Here is an 18,283-nt window from a genome sequence, read left to right as displayed (position 1 = left end):
CATTTTAGGCAAAAACAGAACTTAGTCTGAGACTAAATTCTGTTGGTTTTATGCAGTTTTCTCAGAGTAACTTCTAGATGGACGGGAACTAGAACTTACTTTGAGAATTTACCTAACATTATTTTTCCTCAAACCAATTCTTATGTTATAATGTAGCTATCAATTAGAAAAGGAGAAATATATGACTTCTGCAATGCCAAAGCGTCAAGAAATTGATGTGCAATTAACCTGGGATACGGACATTTTATTTCCAACCCCTGAAAATTACAAAGAAAATTTGATTGCTTATGCAAATCAAGTTACTGCCTTCGAAACTAACTTCAAAGGAAAACTATCAGACAAGGAAACCATCGTAAGTGCTCTCACAGAATATGAGAAAATTGTTATTCTGGATAGCAGACTTTCTCACTATGCGTTTCTTCCACTCGAAGTCGATAAGATGAACACTGAGCTTGCTAGCCTAGCCAACGAATACGACCTCGTTTCTGCCAAGGCACGTCCTCAACGAGATTTCCTCTATTCAGAACTTGGTCAGTTAGATGAAGCCTTTCTTCTTGAATTAAAAGAAGAACAACCACAATGGGCTGCTTTCTTTGATGCTATTCTACGTGACAAACCTCATCAACTCCACCCACTTCAAGAAGAGCTTCTCTCAAACTTTGCACCAACATTTGGTCAGCCATATAATAACTACGGTGTGACCAAGTTTGAAGATATGACCTTTGAGAATTTCGAGGCAAATGGTCAAACGCTCGGTAATAGCTATGTTCTCTTTGAAAATGATTATGAACTCAGTCATGATACTGAAATCCGTCGTAATTCAGCTACTGGTTTCTATTCAACCTTGAAAAAATACAAGAATACAACTGCCGCAACCTATTTGTCTCATATCAAAAACGAACAAATCGAAGCTCGCTTGCGTGGATTTGACAATACGATTGACTTCCTCTTGCATCGTCAAAACGTATCTCGCGACCTCTTCGACCGACAGATTGATGTCATCATGAAGGAATTGGCTCCACACATGCGCCGCTTTGTGAAATTGGTTGCCAAGGCTCATGGTTTGGATAAAATCACTCATGCTGACTTGAAAATCAGCTTGCCATCGGAATACAACCAACGCATCACACCTGAAGAATCTAAGCAATTCTTGATTGACTGCTTAGGCATTCTTGGTGAAGATTATGTGAAAATGATTGAACAATCATTTGATGAGCGTTGGATTGACTTTGCTCAAAACGAAGGTAAGGCTACTGGTGGCTTCTGTGCTACTCTTTACGATGGACCATCCTATATCCTACTCTCATGGACAGGCTTGATGAATGAGGTATTGGTATTGGCTCACGAATTGGGGCATGCTGGTCATTTCCAATGGGCGAAAAAACAAAGCGTACTTAGCTATGAGCCTTCTCTTTACTTCATCGAGGCTCCATCTACTGCTAATGAAGTCTTGACATGTAACACCCTTTTGAAAAACAACCAAGACCCTGGCTTCCAGGCTTACTTGATTAGCGAGTTAATTAGCCGTACCTACTTCCACAACATGGTTACTCACTTGCTTGAAGCAGCCTTCCAGCGTGAAGTCTACACTCGTTTGGACAACGAAGAATACCTCAATGGTGATATTCTCTGCCAAATCAAGTTGGATGTCATCAAGGAATTCTGGGGTGAAGACTTTGAAATCGGTGACGATGCAGGTCTTATCTGGATGCGTCAACCGCACTACTACATTGGATTGTACCCATATACCTACTCAGCTGGTTTGACCATCGGTACTGCTATGGCAAAACAATTAGAAGAAAATCCTGAAGAAGTTGTTGACAAATGGTTGGAAACCTTGTCACTCGGTGCTAGTCTTTCTGCCCAAGACCTTGCAAAACACGCAGGTGTCGATGTTTCGACTGACCAACCACTTAAAGAAACCATTGCATATGTTGGTTCTTTGGTGGATAAATTGGAAACACTTATCTAAGACATATAAAAGACTTGAACCTATTGGTTCAGGTCTTTTTGTCTATTCTTTCTTGATACCAATTTTTGACATAGGTCAATTCATCCTGACTTAAAAAATGTCCCTTGTCAAAACGAGCTAGGTTAGCTCTGGGAAAGGCTGACACTCGCCAGTCATCTACAAGATTTTCAAGAGCCACTGGCTCAATCAACACATCATTCTGACCTAACGTTAATAAAAGTTCTGCTCTGCAATTTTCCATAGGAAAAGCATAATCTAAAGCCGATGGGTGCAGTAATAGGTAAACATCTGCCAAATCTGCCTGCTTGGTCAACAAGCCCATGATGAAATTAGCACCGTTTGAAAAACCTACGAAAGTAATCTGACGATAATCTCGGATGTCCAAGTCCTGCCAAAAATCCAGAAAAGCCGACAAGCGCCTTTCAAAATCGACTAGATCCAGCTGACCGTCGATCAGCGGTGCAAAGAAACGCCTTTCCCTGCCTTGACCCCAACTTCCATCGAAAGAAAAGACAGAAGCTTCAGGGTCCAGCTGTTGGCGGAGAAAGAGCATGGATTCCTTGTTGCCACCTGTGCCGTGGAAAAAGACCAAAAGACGGGGACTGGTCCCATCCTCGAAATGATAATTCATGCTAGTATCCTCTAGTATCGTTGTGAAAGAGATTCTTCAATTTCCTGTCGCTCCTCCTCAAAGAAACTTGGCAAAAATAGGTCTACCTGATCCAACTCTTCATTCTGAGCTGGCATTTCCGATTCGCGCTCACCAGTCATGGTTGCCACCTCAAACATAAGGTAATTCGGCGCGCGGAAGTACAAGGAATGAATGAAATCTCGATTTATGATACCAGAATGTGGACGATTGATGAGATTTAATCGGCTAATCAGATCATCCAAATCAGACTCATCTAAGACACCAAATGCAATATGATGAATAGCCCCAACTCCCAATACACTGATTGGAGACTCTTGGTCTAAAATCAAATAAAGGCGATGCTGGAAGGTGTTATCAAATAGCAGAGAAATCACTAACTTATCCTCAAAGACAAATCGACCTTCCTCGACGAAACCAAAAGTCTCTGTCAGTAAAGATAGTAATTCCTTTTCTTCACGAATCCGCATATGTAGACTGGCGATGCCAAGAATAGCGTATTCCGACGGAATTTCATCTGTTTCATATGGAAACATTTCACCGACAGATTCATGGTAGGTCAAACCAAGCAACTGGCCATCTTCATCTTGGAAATTCAGAATATGCCCATTTCCAAAAGCCTGAATTCCTTCGTTTTCCACTTCCAAATCGGTCAACCTTTTCTGCCAAAATTCTAATGCCTCAAAATCTTTTACCAGAAAAACAGTTCTTTCCAAACGATTGGTTCCGTTTCGATGATTGGGATGGTTAGGCATATCAAAAATGGTGTATTCCGTTCCAAAACGACCTTCATCATCACCAAAAAAAAAAGATGATACATGCTTGAATCTTCTTGATTGACTGTTTTCAAGGTCAATTTCAAACCAAGAATATGATGATAAAAATGATAGGCTTGGTGTATGTTCCCTACCAAACTTGAAATGTGATGAATACCTGTATTGTTCATAGCTTTACCTCGTTTACATTATGATTGTATTTTATCACTAATTAGTTATAAAATCAAGAAAAATGCACAAAGAAAACACCTGAATGACTTCAAGTGCTTCAAGGAGATTATATGAAAAAGATGAGTTTATTATAAGGCACTTTCCTTAAACTAATCTAAACTAAAAACAACTAGAAAAATATTCTAGCTGTTTATTTCTATTATAAAATGAAGGAGAGGATTAAGCCACCTAGGATACCACCTACAAGTGCTGCAAGGATGTTATTTGTCGCCTTCCCAACTTTTCCGCCTCTGGCTGCCGAAGCAACAAATAATCCGATACCTGCTGCCAATCCCATGTCAACCCAAACTGCACCAGACTGGGTCATGAGCCCAACACCGTGGTTAAGGGTCCAAATTGTTCCGACAATCATAGAAGCTGCCATCCATCCTCCAATGGCACCCCAGTGCTCAACCATTTTTCCCCACATCATGCGAATGACAAATGGGAAGATAAAAGCACCTACAATTGTTGCGATTGCTTGTTGAATTGTCATCTTTACTCCTCCTTAATCTTTTTCCATATCTTCTTCGACTTTTGCAGCAACCAAGCCACCCAAAACAGCACCTACTGTAATAAGAAGAATGGTTGGAAGAGAATCTGCCAGTGTTCCAAATCCATTGAGAAAGGCATCACGGAAAATACCACAGAGGGCAATTCCCAATCCCATATCAACAAAAGCTGAATCAGAATCGTGTTTGATTAGACCTAGATAGTGGTTCATAAACCACATAGGTCCAATGATAATAAAGGCTGCAAAGTAGCCACCTGCTATGCCATAGGCTTCCGCAAAGGCTCCCCAAACACTCATGACAATCATACCAGCAATCATATAGCCGATTGTTGAACGTAAAAATTTCATAATTCCTCCTTCGGATATTCTAATCTACTACCTTGTAAATCAGATAAATTATTTTATGCTTGTTTCAAATATGCTAAATCATTCTTAACGAGTGTATCAGCTAGCAATTTTTCTTGTTGAGCTAACTCTTCTTCTGACCAAGCATAATAAGCTGCCATTTCCTTGATGATTTCAGGTGCTACTGCATCCAATTGCTCACGCATAAAGAGCATATAGTTGGTGCGACGGAGTAAGTAATCCACTACTGTCAAGGTCATTTCTTCCTTCATAGCATAGTGAAGAGAAAGCAAATCACGCTTATTGAGGGTAGACACAGCCTCTACTTTATGGTTCAAGGCAAAGACTTTTGGAGCATTTGATCCGTACAAGTTGGCAAGATAGAGGGCATCGTCGTAGTCCAAACCTTTTTTCACACCTAATTGAGCCAAGTGTTCGATTTCTTCTGCTACATTAGCTGGGTTCAATTCACCACCAGATACAGGATAGGTCTTAGAATTGATGAGTTTGAAACTGCGACCATGTTCTTCTTTGAGAATATCTGCTACTTTTTCTAAAGCACCCTCTGCCATCTTACGGAAATCGGTAATTTTACCACCTGCAAGTGTGAGCAAACCATTTTCATCACGGTCAAGGGCAGAACCACGCGATACAGCAGACGGATCCAAGTGTTTTTCAGAAACGCTACCTTCCAGATGGGTCAAATCATGTTCCACATCATCACGGGTCTTTTCATTGTTCAAGTAACCTTTGACTGTTTCAATTAAGCTGTTGAAACTATCGTCGCTGAGTTTTCCATTGTTACCACCGTTGTAGTCAGAAGCACCATTTCCTGACAAGAGTGGACGAAGACCTGCCCAGCCACTTTCAATATCATCCAAGGTCAAGTTTGCTTCTGGGAAGCGATTATTGACAATATCAAGTAGATAATCGACATCTTCTTGAGTGACCGTTGGGTTTGCCAAATCGCCTGTATAGTCCGTATCTGTCGTACCAAAATAGGTTTTGTTTTCACGAGGAAGAACAAAAACCATACGGCCGTCAGCGTGTCCAGTGTCAAAGTAGGTTGGTTGTGGAACAGACAAGCGAGAGCTATCTACAACAAGGTGCACACCCTTGGTTGGACGCATCTGAAGGACACCTGAACCTTCGCCACCCAGATTACGCACTTCATCACTCCATGGTCCTGTTGTATTGATGACCAAACGAGCACGAATTTCAAATGTGCTGTCTGTCAGCAAATCACGAGCGACGATACCGACAACTTTTCCAGCCTCATCTTTGATGAATTTCTCCGCTTTGACACGGCTGGCAATCAAGGCACCGTCTTTGGCTGCACGTTTGATGTTTTCAATTACTAGGCGAGCATCGTTGTTGCGGAAGTCAAGGTAAACTCCACCGCCAAGCAAACCTTCTTTTTTCAGGTGAGGTGCCCGCTCTAAGACTTCTTCTCTTGTCAACACCTTATTGGCAAGGTCTGTATTGTTGACACCAGCCAAGAGGTCATACAAGTCCATAGCTACTTTCAAGCGAAAGAGGCTAAAGGTAGATCCTTCTTCATCATAGACAGGTAATAGCATTGGATCCGGTTTTGGAATGTGAGGAGCGATGTTTTGTACTACTGCACGTTCTGAAACTGTATCGGATACTACTTCTACATCAAACTGTTTGAGGTAACGAAGCCCACCGTGAACCAATTTTGTTGAACGGCTGGATGTCCCTTCGGCAAAGTCTTGCATTTCAATCAAAGCTGTTTCCATGCCACTAGCAGCAGCTTGGAGGGCAACTCCAGCCCCTGTAATACCACCGCCAATAATCAAGAGATCCAACTGTCTGTCTTGCATTTTTTCAATCGCTAAGCGACGAGTTTCTTTTGAAAATTCCATGTTTTCACACTTTCTAACTTTTTACTCTTCATCCAATTGTGCAAATAATTGCGTTGCAGCAACTGCTTTTTTCCAGCCTTTATAGAGCTGTTCTTTGCGGGCTTCATTCATTGCTGGCTGGAAGGATTGACCAACTGCGTTCAATTCTTTCAATTCATCCAGATCTTTCCAGAAACCAACTGCTAAACCTGCTAGGAAGGCTGCGCCAAGTGCAGTTGTTTCCAAGTTTTTAGCACGGGCAATCTCGATCCCAAGGATATCTGCCTGGAATTGCATGAGAAGACTGTTCATGGCAGCGCCACCATCAACCTTCAAGACAGAAATGTCGATTCCTGAGTCAATTTGCATGGTGTCAATAACATCGCGTACTTGATAGGCAATAGATTGAAGAGTCGCTTTCACAAAATCTTCTTTGGTTGTTCCACGCGTCAAGCCAAAGACTGAACCACGCGCATCTGAATTCCAATAAGGAGCTCCCAAACCTGTAAAGGCTGGTACAACATAGACCTCATCATTGCTAGTTGATTTGCGAGCCAACTCTTCAGATTCTGGTGATTCTTTAACCATCCGCATACCGTCACGAAGCCATTGCACAGCTGATCCTGCGATAAAGATTGACCCTTCGAGTGCATAGTAAACTTTTCCGTTGATGCCATAACCGATAGTGGTCAAGAGGCTATTCTCAGATAGCTGCATTTCCTCACCAGTGTTCATAACGATGAAGGAACCTGTTCCATAGGTATTTTTCACCATACCTGGTTCAAAGGCCAACTGTCCAAAGAGAGCTGCTTGTTGGTCACCTGCCATACCAGAAATAGGAACTTCTGCTCCGTAGAAGTGGAATGGTGCTGTTGTTCCGTAGATTTCTGAGTTGGAACGAACTTCTGGCAACATAGCTTTTGGAATATTGAGGAGTTCAAGGATTTCATCATCCCACTTGAGTTCCTTGATATTGTAAAGCATAGTACGAGCTGCGTTAGAGTAGTCCGTCACATGGCACTTACCATTGGTCAATTTCCAAACCAACCAAGTATCAATAGTTCCAAAGAGGATTTCACCTTTTTCTGCACGTTCTTGAGCTCCAGGAACTTGGTCCAAAATCCAACGAACTTTTGTAGCTGAGAAGTATGCATCAATGACCAAGCCTGTTTTCTTATGAAAGAGTTCGGCATGTCCATCTTGTTTCAACTGTTCTGCAATGTGAGCTGTCTGACGTGATTGCCAGACAATGGCATTGTAAATTGGAAGTCCTGTTTCCTTGTCCCAAACAACTGTTGTTTCACGTTGGTTGGTGATACCAATCCCTTCGATCTGGTCTGGACGAACACCACTTTCAATAAAGGAACCTGCAATCACCGACTGAACAGAATTCCAAATCTCATTGGCATTATGTTCTACCCAACCTGGTTTAGGGAAGATTTGCGTGAATTCTTTTTGGTAGCTACCAACTTTTTCACCTTTTTTGTTAAAGATGATGGCGCGTGAGCTTGTTGTACCTTGGTCGATGGCCATAATGTATTTTTCTGCAGACATTTCCTGTCCTCCTTGTAGGTTTATCTTATTTTTGAAAGCGTTTCCGACTTCCTTGTGATTTTATTGTAATCCATTTTTCGAAAATAATCTTATCAATTTTTTTACTATTTCAAAAAAAACTGATAAAGTTATCGTCTTTTAGGAGCAAAAGAAAAACTTCCTAGATAACTAGAAAGCTTTTCACCGCCGTTCAATCCGAAACTGCTTTCGTTCGACCAAGCGTTTTGACTGCTCTAACTTGCGCTGATGAATTATCTGAATAAGGCCCTTTACATCCTTCAACTCCTGAGTAGTTGGTAGACCATAGATATGATAAGATGGGTCTTGCTGCCAAGGATAATCATGGCAAATAACCAGATCATAGGATTGGTCTGATTGGATAGGTTCGATTTGAATGGACCGATTACGTTCTAAGGACTGACGAAGGACTTGTAAAATGGGAGAACTAATGACAGACGGATAACTGGATGCCCACCCAATTTTTACCATGGTTGGCTCCACCTGCATAAAATAAGAAAATAATTGTGTCAAGGATAGCAAATGGCAGGTAGCCAGCCCTTTCCTTCTTCCAAAAATCTCCTCAGATACATGATGCAAGATACTAGAAGCAGCCTCTTGCATGAAGGGAGCATAGCTATCCAACTCATCAAAGCCACTATCGATGCAGGAAGTGAAAAAATAGAGCTGACTAAAAACCTGATTGAGATGATATAGTTCACCTTCTTCCACTGTCAAATCTGTCTGCAAGAGAATTTTTACACGTTGAAAGGCCCAACTAGTTGCTTCCATAATGGGTCCACCGAATCCCAAGACCTGTTCTAATTGATGGGCTGCCACTATCCCTTGACTAAACAAGAATGCAAAAACCGACATGGTATCACCCTCTTGAAAGGAGGCCGATGCTTGCTGGCGTAAGGTTAAAAAGAGCTGACGTAGGTGACGGTAAAATTTATGTTGCTCATAGGGGGCCATTAACTGATAGACCGCCTGAAAATCCAAATCCTTCAATCGCATTCTTTTCTGGACAATCATCAACCAGAGAGCCAGTTGATGGGCCTGTCGCGGATTAAACTGGGATTGATAAAAGCGTTCAAAAATCGGCAGGTGCCCAAGTTGCTCCATAAAGACCCGATCTTGTTCTAACTCCTTGAAAGGCTTGGTCAACCAGAATAATTGATAATAAAAATAGCGAATTTGCAACTCACTGCCCCTCAAACGACCGTTCCGTATGGTCACCTGAAACTCTTTCAGGACTTTGTTTAATGACGAAAGGTGTCTGTTCAAAGTAGCCTCACTCAGCAATAAATCTTGAGCTAGCATGGGGATGGAGCATTCATTTTTATCAAAAAAATAAAGTAAAATCTGGTACTTGATACTGGTTCTAAAGAGATAGGCAAACAGGTCTTGACTGGATAAATTAGCTTCGCGTTGTAAGACAATTTCCTCTTCTTTAATCTGAAAGAAAAGACCAAACTGCTCAACCTCTTCAGAGAAACTTTCTATATAGCGTAACAAGGTAGATTTAGACAGGTTGAGCTCCTGGGCAACTTCCTTTATTCCAATAGGTGCAACGGACTTGCGCAAGAGAAGAAAGAGCTGGTAAATGGCGCGCTCACGTTTTTCCAATAAATCTAGAATATGCACACAATCACCACCTATTCTTGGTCCGTATTTTGCCACAAATACTGATTGGCTGCCTCCACAATGAATGGTTGCAAATCTGTCCTCCTTGGCAAACAGAGCCAAGCTTCTTGTAGCAAATCTTCCACCGTCATTTCCTTAGAGATGGCAAGAGCAAGAACATTCATCTGTGCCATGTGGTCAGAGGAAGATACCAATTGACCACCAAGAATACGTCCATCCTCTCGACTGACCACCATTTTGAAGTCTATTTCTTTTTCATCCCACTGGCTGAATGGTTGTCGGATGCGAATAGTGTCTGTGTCCAACCACAGGTTTGCTTCCCTTTCCGTCAAGCCTACGCTAGTCAGATTATAGCCAAACACATGGGTGGAAACAATGCGTTGAACAGGCTTTAAGTGTTTCTTCTTAGCCAGAAGATTTTCAGCAACCAGACGCCCTGTCAACATAGCATGGTTAATCATGGGCAGATAGGCCTGCCCAAACATAGTAACAGGCATCCGAATTAAATCTCCTACCGCAAAAATTCCAGATTGACTGGTTTCAAGATAGTCATCCACCAGAATACTGCCGTCTGTATGCAAATCAACTAATCCTTCCACCAAATCTGTATGAGGTCTAAAGTTGGTCCCCAAAAGAACAAAGTCAGACAGGTAGGTTCCCTGCAAGCTGCTTAACTGGACTTGACCCAGTTCATTCAAACTGACTTCATTGATGGTTTCTGAAAAATGATAGTCCAAGCCTATCCGTTCAAATTCATTCCAGATAAAGTCGACCATTTCCTGATCAAAATACTTGGCCAAGGGCCATTCTTGCGACTCCATCAATCTAAGCTTCAAAGGCAAACGACTGAATGCTTCTAGGCTTTCAAGCCCAATTTGACCAGCACCTATTACCGTCACACTCTCTGCTTCTTCCAGCTTTTCAAAACTCTTTTGGGCTTGAGCAATGGATTTACTGGTCAACATCCTTTCCGACAGGTCAACCGATTGGTGTTCCCAAACTTGTTGGGCACCCATAGCTAAGATAAGGTAATCATAGGTCACATCCTGATGTTTATTTTCTTGCTTCAGTCTGACCTTTTTTGATTCTGCTTCTATGGAAATGCATTCCCATCCAAGCAAGAACTGAATGGCTGACTGCTCTAGTCCTTCAAAAAATCGAATTCTTGCCTCTTCCCAACTTGAAATTTCTCCTTTTACTTTCCAATTGAGTGCATTTGGAAAATAACCTGTACTTTCTTCCTTATCAAGCACATAAATAGTCGCTTGTGGATAGCGTTTCTGGCATTCTATTGCTGCTGTCAAACCAGCAAATGAAGCACCAATGATTATAATATTCATCCTGATTCCTCCCTTATCCTCCATTATAGCATTGACAAGGCAAATTCGTATTGAAAAGGTTTACATATCCAAACAAAAAAGCACACCTATTTTATGATGTGCTTGAATAAATTTAAATAAAAGGTCGAAAATGGCAGTTAACGCCTTGGTTGACCTCTCTCTCGAGTTTCTAGGCTCGGGTCTTCTATGGTCACTTTCGTATTTCTTGGTGACCAGCTATATACTTCGCTTTTTGGTTTGCAGGCTCAGGTCTTCCGTGGTCACTTTCGTATTTCTTAGTGACCAGCTGAAACAGTTCCCCGAACTGTTTCACTCCACTGGACTATTCGTATCCCCCGAACAAGCCTCGCTTTCGTATTTTCAGGCTCGGGTTAAAACAGTCACTTCCCTGACTGTTTTAATCCACTCCCCCAGACATTGTTCGCTCTCTTATTTCAAGGCTCACGTTAAAATAGTCACTCCCCGACTGTCCTCGCTTTCGCATTTCTAGGCTCGGGTTAAAAATGTCCCCCAGACATTTTTAATAATCCGGTCTTACAACTCCTGTCACAGTTGCTTTGGTTGCTTCGTAGTCGCCGTCAACGACAACTTTGATAATGCGTTTGGCGTCTTCTTCTGGGCAAGGTACCAATGGTAAGCGGAGTGGTCCAACTTCAAATCCCATGTAATTGAGAACTGCCTTGACTGGTGCAGGACTAGGATAGGAGAATAGAGCATTAACTTTCGGAATAAACTTGCGTTGAATGGCAGCTGCTGTTCGGATGTCTTGCTGCTCAATAGCAGTAAACATCTCATACATTTCATCGCCATTTGTATGGGAGGCAACAGAGATTACACCATCTGCACCCAAGTTCATAGCATGGAAGGCATCGCCGTCTTCACCAGTATAAATCAAGAAATCCTCTGGCTTATTCTCAATCAAGTAAGCCATATTGGCAAGGCTGGTACACTCTTTAACACCGATAATATTTGGATGCTCCGCCAAACGCAACATGGTTTCTGGCGTCATTTCCACGACAACACGACCTGGAATATTGTAGATAATAATTGGCAAATCAGAAGCATCCGCAATAGCCTTGAAGTGTTGATACATTCCCTCTTGAGAAGGCTTGTTGTAATAAGGCACGATGGCAAGACCTGCCGCAAAGCCACCGAAAGTTGCGACTTCCTTAGCAAACTCGATGGAGTCACGGGTATCATTGGTACCGATACCAGCAATCAATGGCACACGACCATCGACAATTTTTTGTACCGCCGCAAATAATTCTAACTCCTCTGCGTGTGTCAGTGTCGGACTTTCAGCCGTCGTACCAGCCAACAAAATCCCTTCGGTATGATGAGCCAACAAATGCTCAACCAATTCTGGCAAAACATCATAGTTAATTGCCCCATCTTCCTTAAAGGGTGTAATCATGGCTGTAATGATTTTTACATCGCGTAAATCTTGAATAGACATAGATTTTCTCTCTTTCTCTTGACAAAAAAGGCTGAAACCAGCCTTTGATTTTTTCTAAGTCCTCAAACTTATTTCAATTCAAATGTCAATTCTGCAGTTGGACGAACCAATCCACGTTCATGGAGAGTTTCAGCGATTTGAACTGAGTTCCAAGCTGCACCTTTTAGTAAGTTGTCAGAAACAACCCACATGTGGATACCATTGTCTTTGTCAAGATCCTTACGGATACGACCAACGAAAGTATCACGGCTTCCAACAGCATTGATGGCTTGTGGATAGACTTGGTTAGCCACATCATCTTCTAAAACAGCACCTGGGAAGGCTGCGATAGCTGCTTTCACTTCATCAATCGGAGCAATTTCCTTGGTTTCAATGTAAACAGACTCAGAGTGGGCAGACAAGACTGGGATACGGACACAGGTTGCAGAAACGGCAATGCTGTCATCTTCCATGATTTTCTTGGTTTCTTTTGTCATCTTCATCTCTTCATAAGTGTAGTCATTTTCAGTGAAGAGGTCGATTTGTGGAATAGCGTTAAAGCCGATTGGGTAGTGCTTCTTATCGCCGCCAGAAGGAAGAATGTTTGCTTCTACCGCTTTTGGCTCTACACCGTCATTCAAGACAGAACGAAGCTGAGCTTGGGTTTCCAAGATAGCCCCCATACCTGCACCAGAAACCGCCTGATAAGTCGAAACGATAATCCGCTCCAAGCCCCATTTTTGACGGACAGGTTCAAGCGCAACCATCATTTGAATGGTTGAACAGTTAGGGCAAGCGATGATACCATTGTGGGCATCCAGTGCGTGAGCGTTTACCTCTGGAACAACCAACGGCACATCTGGATTTTGACGGAAATAAGAAGTGTTGTCCACTACAACTGCGCCAGCTTTAACCGCGTAAGGAGCGAACTTAGCAGACGTAGAACCACCAGCTGAGAAGAGAGCAATGTCCACACCTTCAAAAGCTGTTTCTGTTGTTTCTTCAATGATAATGTCCTGTCCCTTGAACTGCAAGGTCTTACCTGCAGAACGGGCAGAAGCCAAGAAACGCACTTTCTCGATTGGTAGAGTTGACTCTTCCAACATTTTAATCATTTGGGCACCAACTGCACCAGTCGCACCAACAACAGCTACTACATAAGCCATAGAAATCTCCTTTAGGTCAATTCTTCAAAATTTTCTAAAAATTTGTTATTTCATAATTATACCATAATATTTTCAAAAGAAAAGCCCTGAGAAAGCTGAATTTCTCAGGACCAATTTAAAATAATTATGCAGAGTAGGCAAACATCTGCGAACGTTGCTCAATTTCCTCTGAGGTCAAAGCACTATTATAGAGGACAAATTGACGAAGGTTCAACTCATCAACCATCCAACGAAGTTCCGTTTGACGACGGGTTCCACCAACTTGGACATGATCCATAGCTGTTGCTGAGGTAAATGGAGCTTGCGACATGGTCGTCTGACCAGACAATTTTCCATTTACATATAATTTGATTAGATACTGACTACCTGTCCCAACTTGTTCATAGGTCATGGCCACAGTATTCCAATTTCCATTTATTAGTCGCTGACTAGCATCTGTAATCTGACCGATTGTCTGACCACCACTACCAATACGGCTTTCAAAAATCAATTTTCCATCTCGCACTATGAGAGCTGAGTACTCATTTTTTAGACTGGCACTTGATGTTGAGAATAGGCTATAAAAACCAGAAGTTGTACTGGCTTTAAAGTCCATGAAAATTGTTCCACTATTGATAGCTAAAAGGTTATCCTTGACACTGCTATCTAATTCAAGGCGTTTCCCATTTTGGGCATTTGTCTGAAGAGGATCCAAACTCAATACCTGATGATTAGCAAAGGCAGGTTCGGCTTGACTTGGAACGTATTCAAATAATTCCACCTCTTTCAAGGTCATCATGCGATTATTGATCTGATTTGGTCGCACACGCGCCTCCAGAATAATCAACTCAACTCTATCCGCTCGAACCTCTCGTGTAAATTGATAGGTTTCGATTTCTCTTTCATATGGCACTGAAATTTCAGTTGATTGATGAACCAAGTTAGCACCATTATAAGCCTTTATTCGATATTTAGTGACCGTTCCGTTGTTATTGATACGCTTGGTCATGACCAGACTATGCAATCTAGTTGCTTGGCCATTTCTAGTCTGGATAGTGATGGTCTGTGGCAAGGTGACCCGACTATCGCTCAAATTCCAACGAAGTTCCGTCAAACTTTCCTTATTGCCATCCATCAAGTTAGATAAGCCACGCCCAAAGGTATCCTCGTAGACATTTTCACCACGAACCGTTAGACGAGAACTGTCAATCTTCTCTACTCTAAATGCTGGTAGCTCTTCGACAGCATTTCCAACCTCGTACAATTCAACTTCCCTGATGGTCATGGTCCGATTATTGATAACATCTGGACGGAATTTAGCTTCTAAAATAATCAACTCAACCTTATTGGCAAAGACTCTACTTGTAAATTTATAATGATCTTCTGTCTGAGCATACGGAACTTCAATAATAGCCGAATCATGTGTCAACACCGTATCGGTATATGTTTTGATACGATACTTGGTGACTGTACCATAATTATTGATCCGTTTAAACAGAGAGAGCTTGTCCAGTTGAATAACCTGATTATCGCGTGTCTGGATAGAAATAGTTTGCGGAAGTCTTACCTTGCTATTACTCAAATTCCATCGCAATTCTGTTAGTGTATCTAGGTTGCCATCCATCAAATTAGCCAGACCGCGTCGATGACCATCCTCATAAACATCTTCGCCTCTCACTAAAAGGCGGTCCAATGTAACTTTCTGACTAGACGTAGCGTGTAACGGTTCAAAAATAGCCTTTAAATAGACCTGTTGATTTTCCGGCGTCACAATAGCCCCACTAACAAGCCCGTCAAAAACAAGCACTCCTGTCGTAGAATTCCAGTTATAAACCAAGGTCCTAGAATCTAACTGTCCGATGTAGCTCAGTTGGTGACCTGATTGGATCCGTAATTGAGGACGTCCCAAGGCCAACACCGGTTTAGTGAAGGATAGATATAACCGATTATCACGACCCAAACTAACAGCTTGTACGGCACTGGCGTAACTTGTACTCACAGGTTTTGTCAAATAATCCCAAGTGACCGTTTTGTAATATAAACTATAGGCATTCTGATTACCAGTCGTATGCTCGTAGAGAATACCAAAGGTATCATTGCCAAGATATTGAATGGAGTTGTAGGCGAAATTGCCTTCCTGAATAAGAGTATGATGGGTCCAGATTAAACGACCATTAGTCGTAACCTCTGCCAAATGGATAGTACCATTGGTACGATTACGGTCAGGACCAGCTGCATTGGCTAAAAGAACATATTCTTTACCATTACGAACGTGACGAATAGCCGACAATTGAACATAAGGATCATGAACATCTTCCATCACCTCTAGCTCTTTCAACCAGGTTTGACCTCCATCTAAACTTGTTGCCACACGTACCTTACCAGCTAAACCACGCATAAACATTTTCAACTGACCATTCCCCAGTTGCACTAGGCTTGCTTCTGTTCCCTGTTCTTTTCGATTATTCATCGTACTAGAGTGCAAAACAGTTCCATCAGCCAAGGGACGATCATCATTGAAGCTTTTACCAGATTTCCAGGTCCTACCATGATCATCTGAATAGAGTACAAGAGCCGATTGAGAACCGTGTAAACCAGTCACCCAGTTGGCAGAATAGGCAGGCACAACCAAACGCCCTTTATTTGGACCAGTATGAAGGACAATGCCTGTACCAGGACCCAGACCTAAAAACTTCATATATTCTTTTTTTACACTAGGTGTAATATCTGTAGGTCTAGACCAAGTTCGTCCATCATCATCACTATAGGACATCCAAATATAGTTGGCATTTGCTACACGAAATAGACCTGGGTCGGCAGTTTGGTTATAAATATTCCCTATCAATTCTTGATCATAGTACAAGTCACCCATATTTGCATAGGCTGGACTTGTGTCGCGAATATTAACACGATAGAGGGTAATTTGTCCATCTGGTGTATAAATATAGCCATTTTCTCTCAAAGTAAAAGGTCTATCATTCTTGTTGCTATAAAGATTGAGATAAGATTTCCCATCGATGACGGTATACTCTACCTCTCTTTGAGACGGCATTCCAAATAAGGCTTGACCTTCTGGAAACATATCGTAAATGGCAAAAATTCGTTTCGTTGTAGGGTCTTGAACCAGTGCAGTATCGATGGTTAAAGGAGCGCCAATCGTCGCATTACTTGCCTTGGCATTATTTTTTAAATCAACTATTTTAATGGTCGGTCCCCATGTAGCTCCATTATCCGAACTCCGTTTAACAGCCTGCGCAATATCGCCCCAGTCACCTGAATGGTCATGACGCATATCCGTAGCAGCAATCAGGGTTCCTTTATCCGTTCTTAACAGAGCTGGAATACGAAAACTTGCTGCCCCTTCTGGACCTTTCTGACCAGCTCTACCTCCTTCAAAAACCGCTACCTTCTCAGATATACCTACAGTTGCTGGACTGCTTACCTCTGGACTTTGACGGACAAATAATTCGGAACGTCGTGCCACTTCATCCGATGTCAACACCTTATTATAAAAGGTAAAATTACGAATTTCCATGCGGTCCACACCCCAACGCAGCTCACTTCCACGTTTGGTTGCCCCAAGTTGAGCATGGTTCATAGCTGTCGCGCTGGTAAAAATTCCTTGACTAGCTCTAGTTCCACCTGAAAATTCACCGTTGATGTAGAGCTTAACATCCATCTCCTGACTATTTAGGACTTTTTCATAGGTCATGGCAACTGCATTCCATTCCCCGTTGACCATATTGGCATCCATCTGCGTGACATTGGCAATGGTCCGTCCACCATCTACACGGCTTTCAAGCATAATACTGCTATCTTTTGCAATGAGTGCCGTATATTCATTAGCCTTTGTATCACTGGATGTTGAAAACAGACTATGGAAACCAGCATTTTGACTAGCCTTATATTCCATATAAATAGTACCATTCTCAGACTGCCTAATCAGCTGCTCAGTGCCTTCGTCTAGGACATGGCGTTTATCATTACTAGTGTCTAATTGGACAGCTTCGACCTTGGTAACTTCATTAGCTTCAAATTCCTTGGCTGGACTATCTTCATTTATTGTGACGTATCCGCCACGAAATTCCATTGAAGTATCGGAGGGGGTAGGGGGAGCTTCTTCTACTGGTGGTTGCTGGATATGAGGGTCTGTAAATACTGGAACCTCTACCCCAACAGCAGCTGGGTCTACCACCTCTTCAACATCTAACTCCATATTTTTGACTACTGGTTGGAGGACAGCAACTGCTTGCTGGTTCTCAACAGTCGGTACAATCTCTTGCCCCTGAACTTGCTCAATGCAAAAGAAAGCAGGTAGTATCATGCTTGAAAATAGGGACACCTTGTAAATTGATGATTTGGTAATCTTTTTCATATAATCTCCACAATTATTTTCCGTCCTAGTTACCCACAACCAGGAAGTAGTAAAAGAAAAACACTAATTCCTTATCTCAGCTAAAAACAAGGAATATATCTAGTAGTAGATTATCATCAAAAATTGATTATAGGAAGCATTTGGTGCAATAGAAACATGAACTACTAGAAAAGAAAAAAGCCCACCTCAAGGGTGGGCAAGGGCATCGTTTCCGATGAGATTAGAAGGTTCACAGCATCTAACCAAGGTCCGCTCCTGCGTTTCAATCTAATGAAGACCTCCCTAGCGTCGAAGGGAGTGGGAAAGAACTCAACTTGTCAACCAAGAGTTCGTCTTCCCACCCCCGCACAGTTGATTAGGTCAGATTTGGAGTATAAAATACGAACAAATCTGCCAATCAACCACTGCGCTGAGATGTTGACACGAACTCTTAGAAGTGTGCTGAACCTTAATCCCACT

General features: G+C 42.2%; 13 protein-coding genes. 1 reads left to right on the top strand and 12 read right to left on the bottom strand.

What is annotated here, in order from left to right; translation table 11 throughout:
• Positions 1–181: 181 nt before the first annotated feature.
• Positions 182–1,972 (top strand): oligoendopeptidase F, encoded by a 1,791-nt coding sequence (gene pepF, locus C1G49_RS08805; protein ID WP_105125394.1) that lies wholly within the window; start codon positions 182–184, stop codon positions 1,970–1,972.
• 28 nt (positions 1,973–2,000) lie between these two features.
• Here pepF and C1G49_RS08800 read toward each other — a convergent pair whose 3' ends face one another.
• The 12 genes from C1G49_RS08800 to C1G49_RS08750 form a co-directional block, all read right to left on the bottom strand.
• Positions 2,001–2,603 (bottom strand): alpha/beta hydrolase, encoded by a 603-nt coding sequence (locus tag C1G49_RS08800; RefSeq protein ID WP_193433996.1) that lies wholly within the window; start codon positions 2,601–2,603, stop codon positions 2,001–2,003.
• An 11-nt stretch (positions 2,604–2,614) separates the two neighbouring features.
• Positions 2,615–3,277, bottom strand: coding sequence for a hypothetical protein (locus C1G49_RS08795; protein WP_238595866.1), 663 nt, complete (start codon positions 3,275–3,277; stop codon positions 2,615–2,617).
• Positions 3,278–3,312: 35 nt separating this feature from the next.
• On the bottom strand, positions 3,313–3,567 hold the full coding sequence (locus tag C1G49_RS11295) for a VOC family protein (RefSeq protein WP_238595865.1): 255 nt from the start codon (positions 3,565–3,567) through the stop codon (positions 3,313–3,315).
• Between the two features lie 200 nt (positions 3,568–3,767).
• Positions 3,768–4,103: a Lin0368 family putative glycerol transporter subunit gene (locus C1G49_RS08790; protein WP_105125393.1), complete on the bottom strand. Its 336-nt coding sequence runs from the start codon at positions 4,101–4,103 to the stop codon at positions 3,768–3,770.
• A 12-nt stretch (positions 4,104–4,115) separates the two neighbouring features.
• On the bottom strand, positions 4,116–4,469 hold the full coding sequence (locus tag C1G49_RS08785; RefSeq protein WP_105125392.1) for a Lin0368 family putative glycerol transporter subunit: 354 nt from the start codon (positions 4,467–4,469) through the stop codon (positions 4,116–4,118).
• A 53-nt stretch (positions 4,470–4,522) separates the two neighbouring features.
• Positions 4,523–6,352, bottom strand: a complete 1,830-nt coding sequence (gene glpO / locus C1G49_RS08780; protein ID WP_105125391.1) for a type 1 glycerol-3-phosphate oxidase — start codon at positions 6,350–6,352, stop codon at positions 4,523–4,525.
• 21 nt (positions 6,353–6,373) lie between these two features.
• Positions 6,374–7,885: a glycerol kinase GlpK gene (glpK, locus tag C1G49_RS08775; RefSeq protein WP_105125390.1), complete on the bottom strand. Its 1,512-nt coding sequence runs from the start codon at positions 7,883–7,885 to the stop codon at positions 6,374–6,376.
• A 180-nt stretch (positions 7,886–8,065) separates the two neighbouring features.
• Entirely contained in the window at positions 8,066–9,529 is a 1,464-nt protein-coding gene (locus C1G49_RS08770; RefSeq protein ID WP_105125389.1) for a helix-turn-helix domain-containing protein, read from the bottom strand.
• Between the two features lie 11 nt (positions 9,530–9,540).
• Positions 9,541–10,869 carry an FAD-dependent oxidoreductase gene (locus C1G49_RS08765; protein WP_105125388.1) on the bottom strand — a complete coding sequence of 443 codons (1,329 nt, stop codon included), beginning with the start codon at positions 10,867–10,869 and terminating at the stop codon, positions 9,541–9,543.
• A gap of 520 nt (positions 10,870–11,389) precedes the next feature.
• Positions 11,390–12,325: a 4-hydroxy-tetrahydrodipicolinate synthase gene (gene dapA, locus C1G49_RS08760; RefSeq protein WP_105125387.1), complete on the bottom strand. Its 936-nt coding sequence runs from the start codon at positions 12,323–12,325 to the stop codon at positions 11,390–11,392.
• A 68-nt stretch (positions 12,326–12,393) separates the two neighbouring features.
• Entirely contained in the window at positions 12,394–13,470 is a 1,077-nt protein-coding gene (locus C1G49_RS08755; RefSeq protein WP_105125386.1) for an aspartate-semialdehyde dehydrogenase, read from the bottom strand.
• Positions 13,471–13,594: 124 nt separating this feature from the next.
• Positions 13,595–17,824, bottom strand: a complete 4,230-nt coding sequence (locus tag C1G49_RS08750; RefSeq protein ID WP_105125385.1) for a sialidase domain-containing protein — start codon at positions 17,822–17,824, stop codon at positions 13,595–13,597.
• Between the last annotated feature and the right edge of the window lie 459 nt (positions 17,825–18,283).

Origin of the sequence: Streptococcus suis, assembly GCF_002960625.1 — a bacterium.
GTDB lineage: Bacteria > Bacillota > Bacilli > Lactobacillales > Streptococcaceae > Streptococcus > Streptococcus suis_T.
The sequence above is the reverse complement of the archived record's forward strand: the minus strand, read 5'-3'. Positions and strand labels throughout refer to the sequence as shown.

Excerpts from the sequence above, each read along its gene's own strand:
- pepF (WP_105125394.1), top strand. The coding sequence starts at position 182 with ATGACTTCTGCAATGCCAAAGCGTCAAGAAATTGATGTGCAATTAACC.
- C1G49_RS08800 (WP_193433996.1), bottom strand. The coding sequence starts at position 2,603 with ATGAATTATCATTTCGAGGATGGGACCAGTCCCCGTCTTTTGGTCTTT.
- C1G49_RS11295 (WP_238595865.1), bottom strand. The coding sequence starts at position 3,567 with ATGAACAATACAGGTATTCATCACATTTCAAGTTTGGTAGGGAACATA.
- C1G49_RS08790 (WP_105125393.1), bottom strand. The coding sequence starts at position 4,103 with ATGACAATTCAACAAGCAATCGCAACAATTGTAGGTGCTTTTATCTTC.
- C1G49_RS08785 (WP_105125392.1), bottom strand. The coding sequence starts at position 4,469 with ATGAAATTTTTACGTTCAACAATCGGCTATATGATTGCTGGTATGATT.
- glpO (WP_105125391.1), bottom strand. The coding sequence starts at position 6,352 with ATGGAATTTTCAAAAGAAACTCGTCGCTTAGCGATTGAAAAAATGCAA.
- glpK (WP_105125390.1), bottom strand. The coding sequence starts at position 7,885 with ATGTCTGCAGAAAAATACATTATGGCCATCGACCAAGGTACAACAAGC.
- C1G49_RS08765 (WP_105125388.1), bottom strand. The coding sequence starts at position 10,869 with ATGAATATTATAATCATTGGTGCTTCATTTGCTGGTTTGACAGCAGCA.
- dapA (WP_105125387.1), bottom strand. The coding sequence starts at position 12,325 with ATGTCTATTCAAGATTTACGCGATGTAAAAATCATTACAGCCATGATT.
- C1G49_RS08755 (WP_105125386.1), bottom strand. The coding sequence starts at position 13,470 with ATGGCTTATGTAGTAGCTGTTGTTGGTGCGACTGGTGCAGTTGGTGCC.
- C1G49_RS08750 (WP_105125385.1), bottom strand. The coding sequence starts at position 17,824 with ATGAAAAAGATTACCAAATCATCAATTTACAAGGTGTCCCTATTTTCA.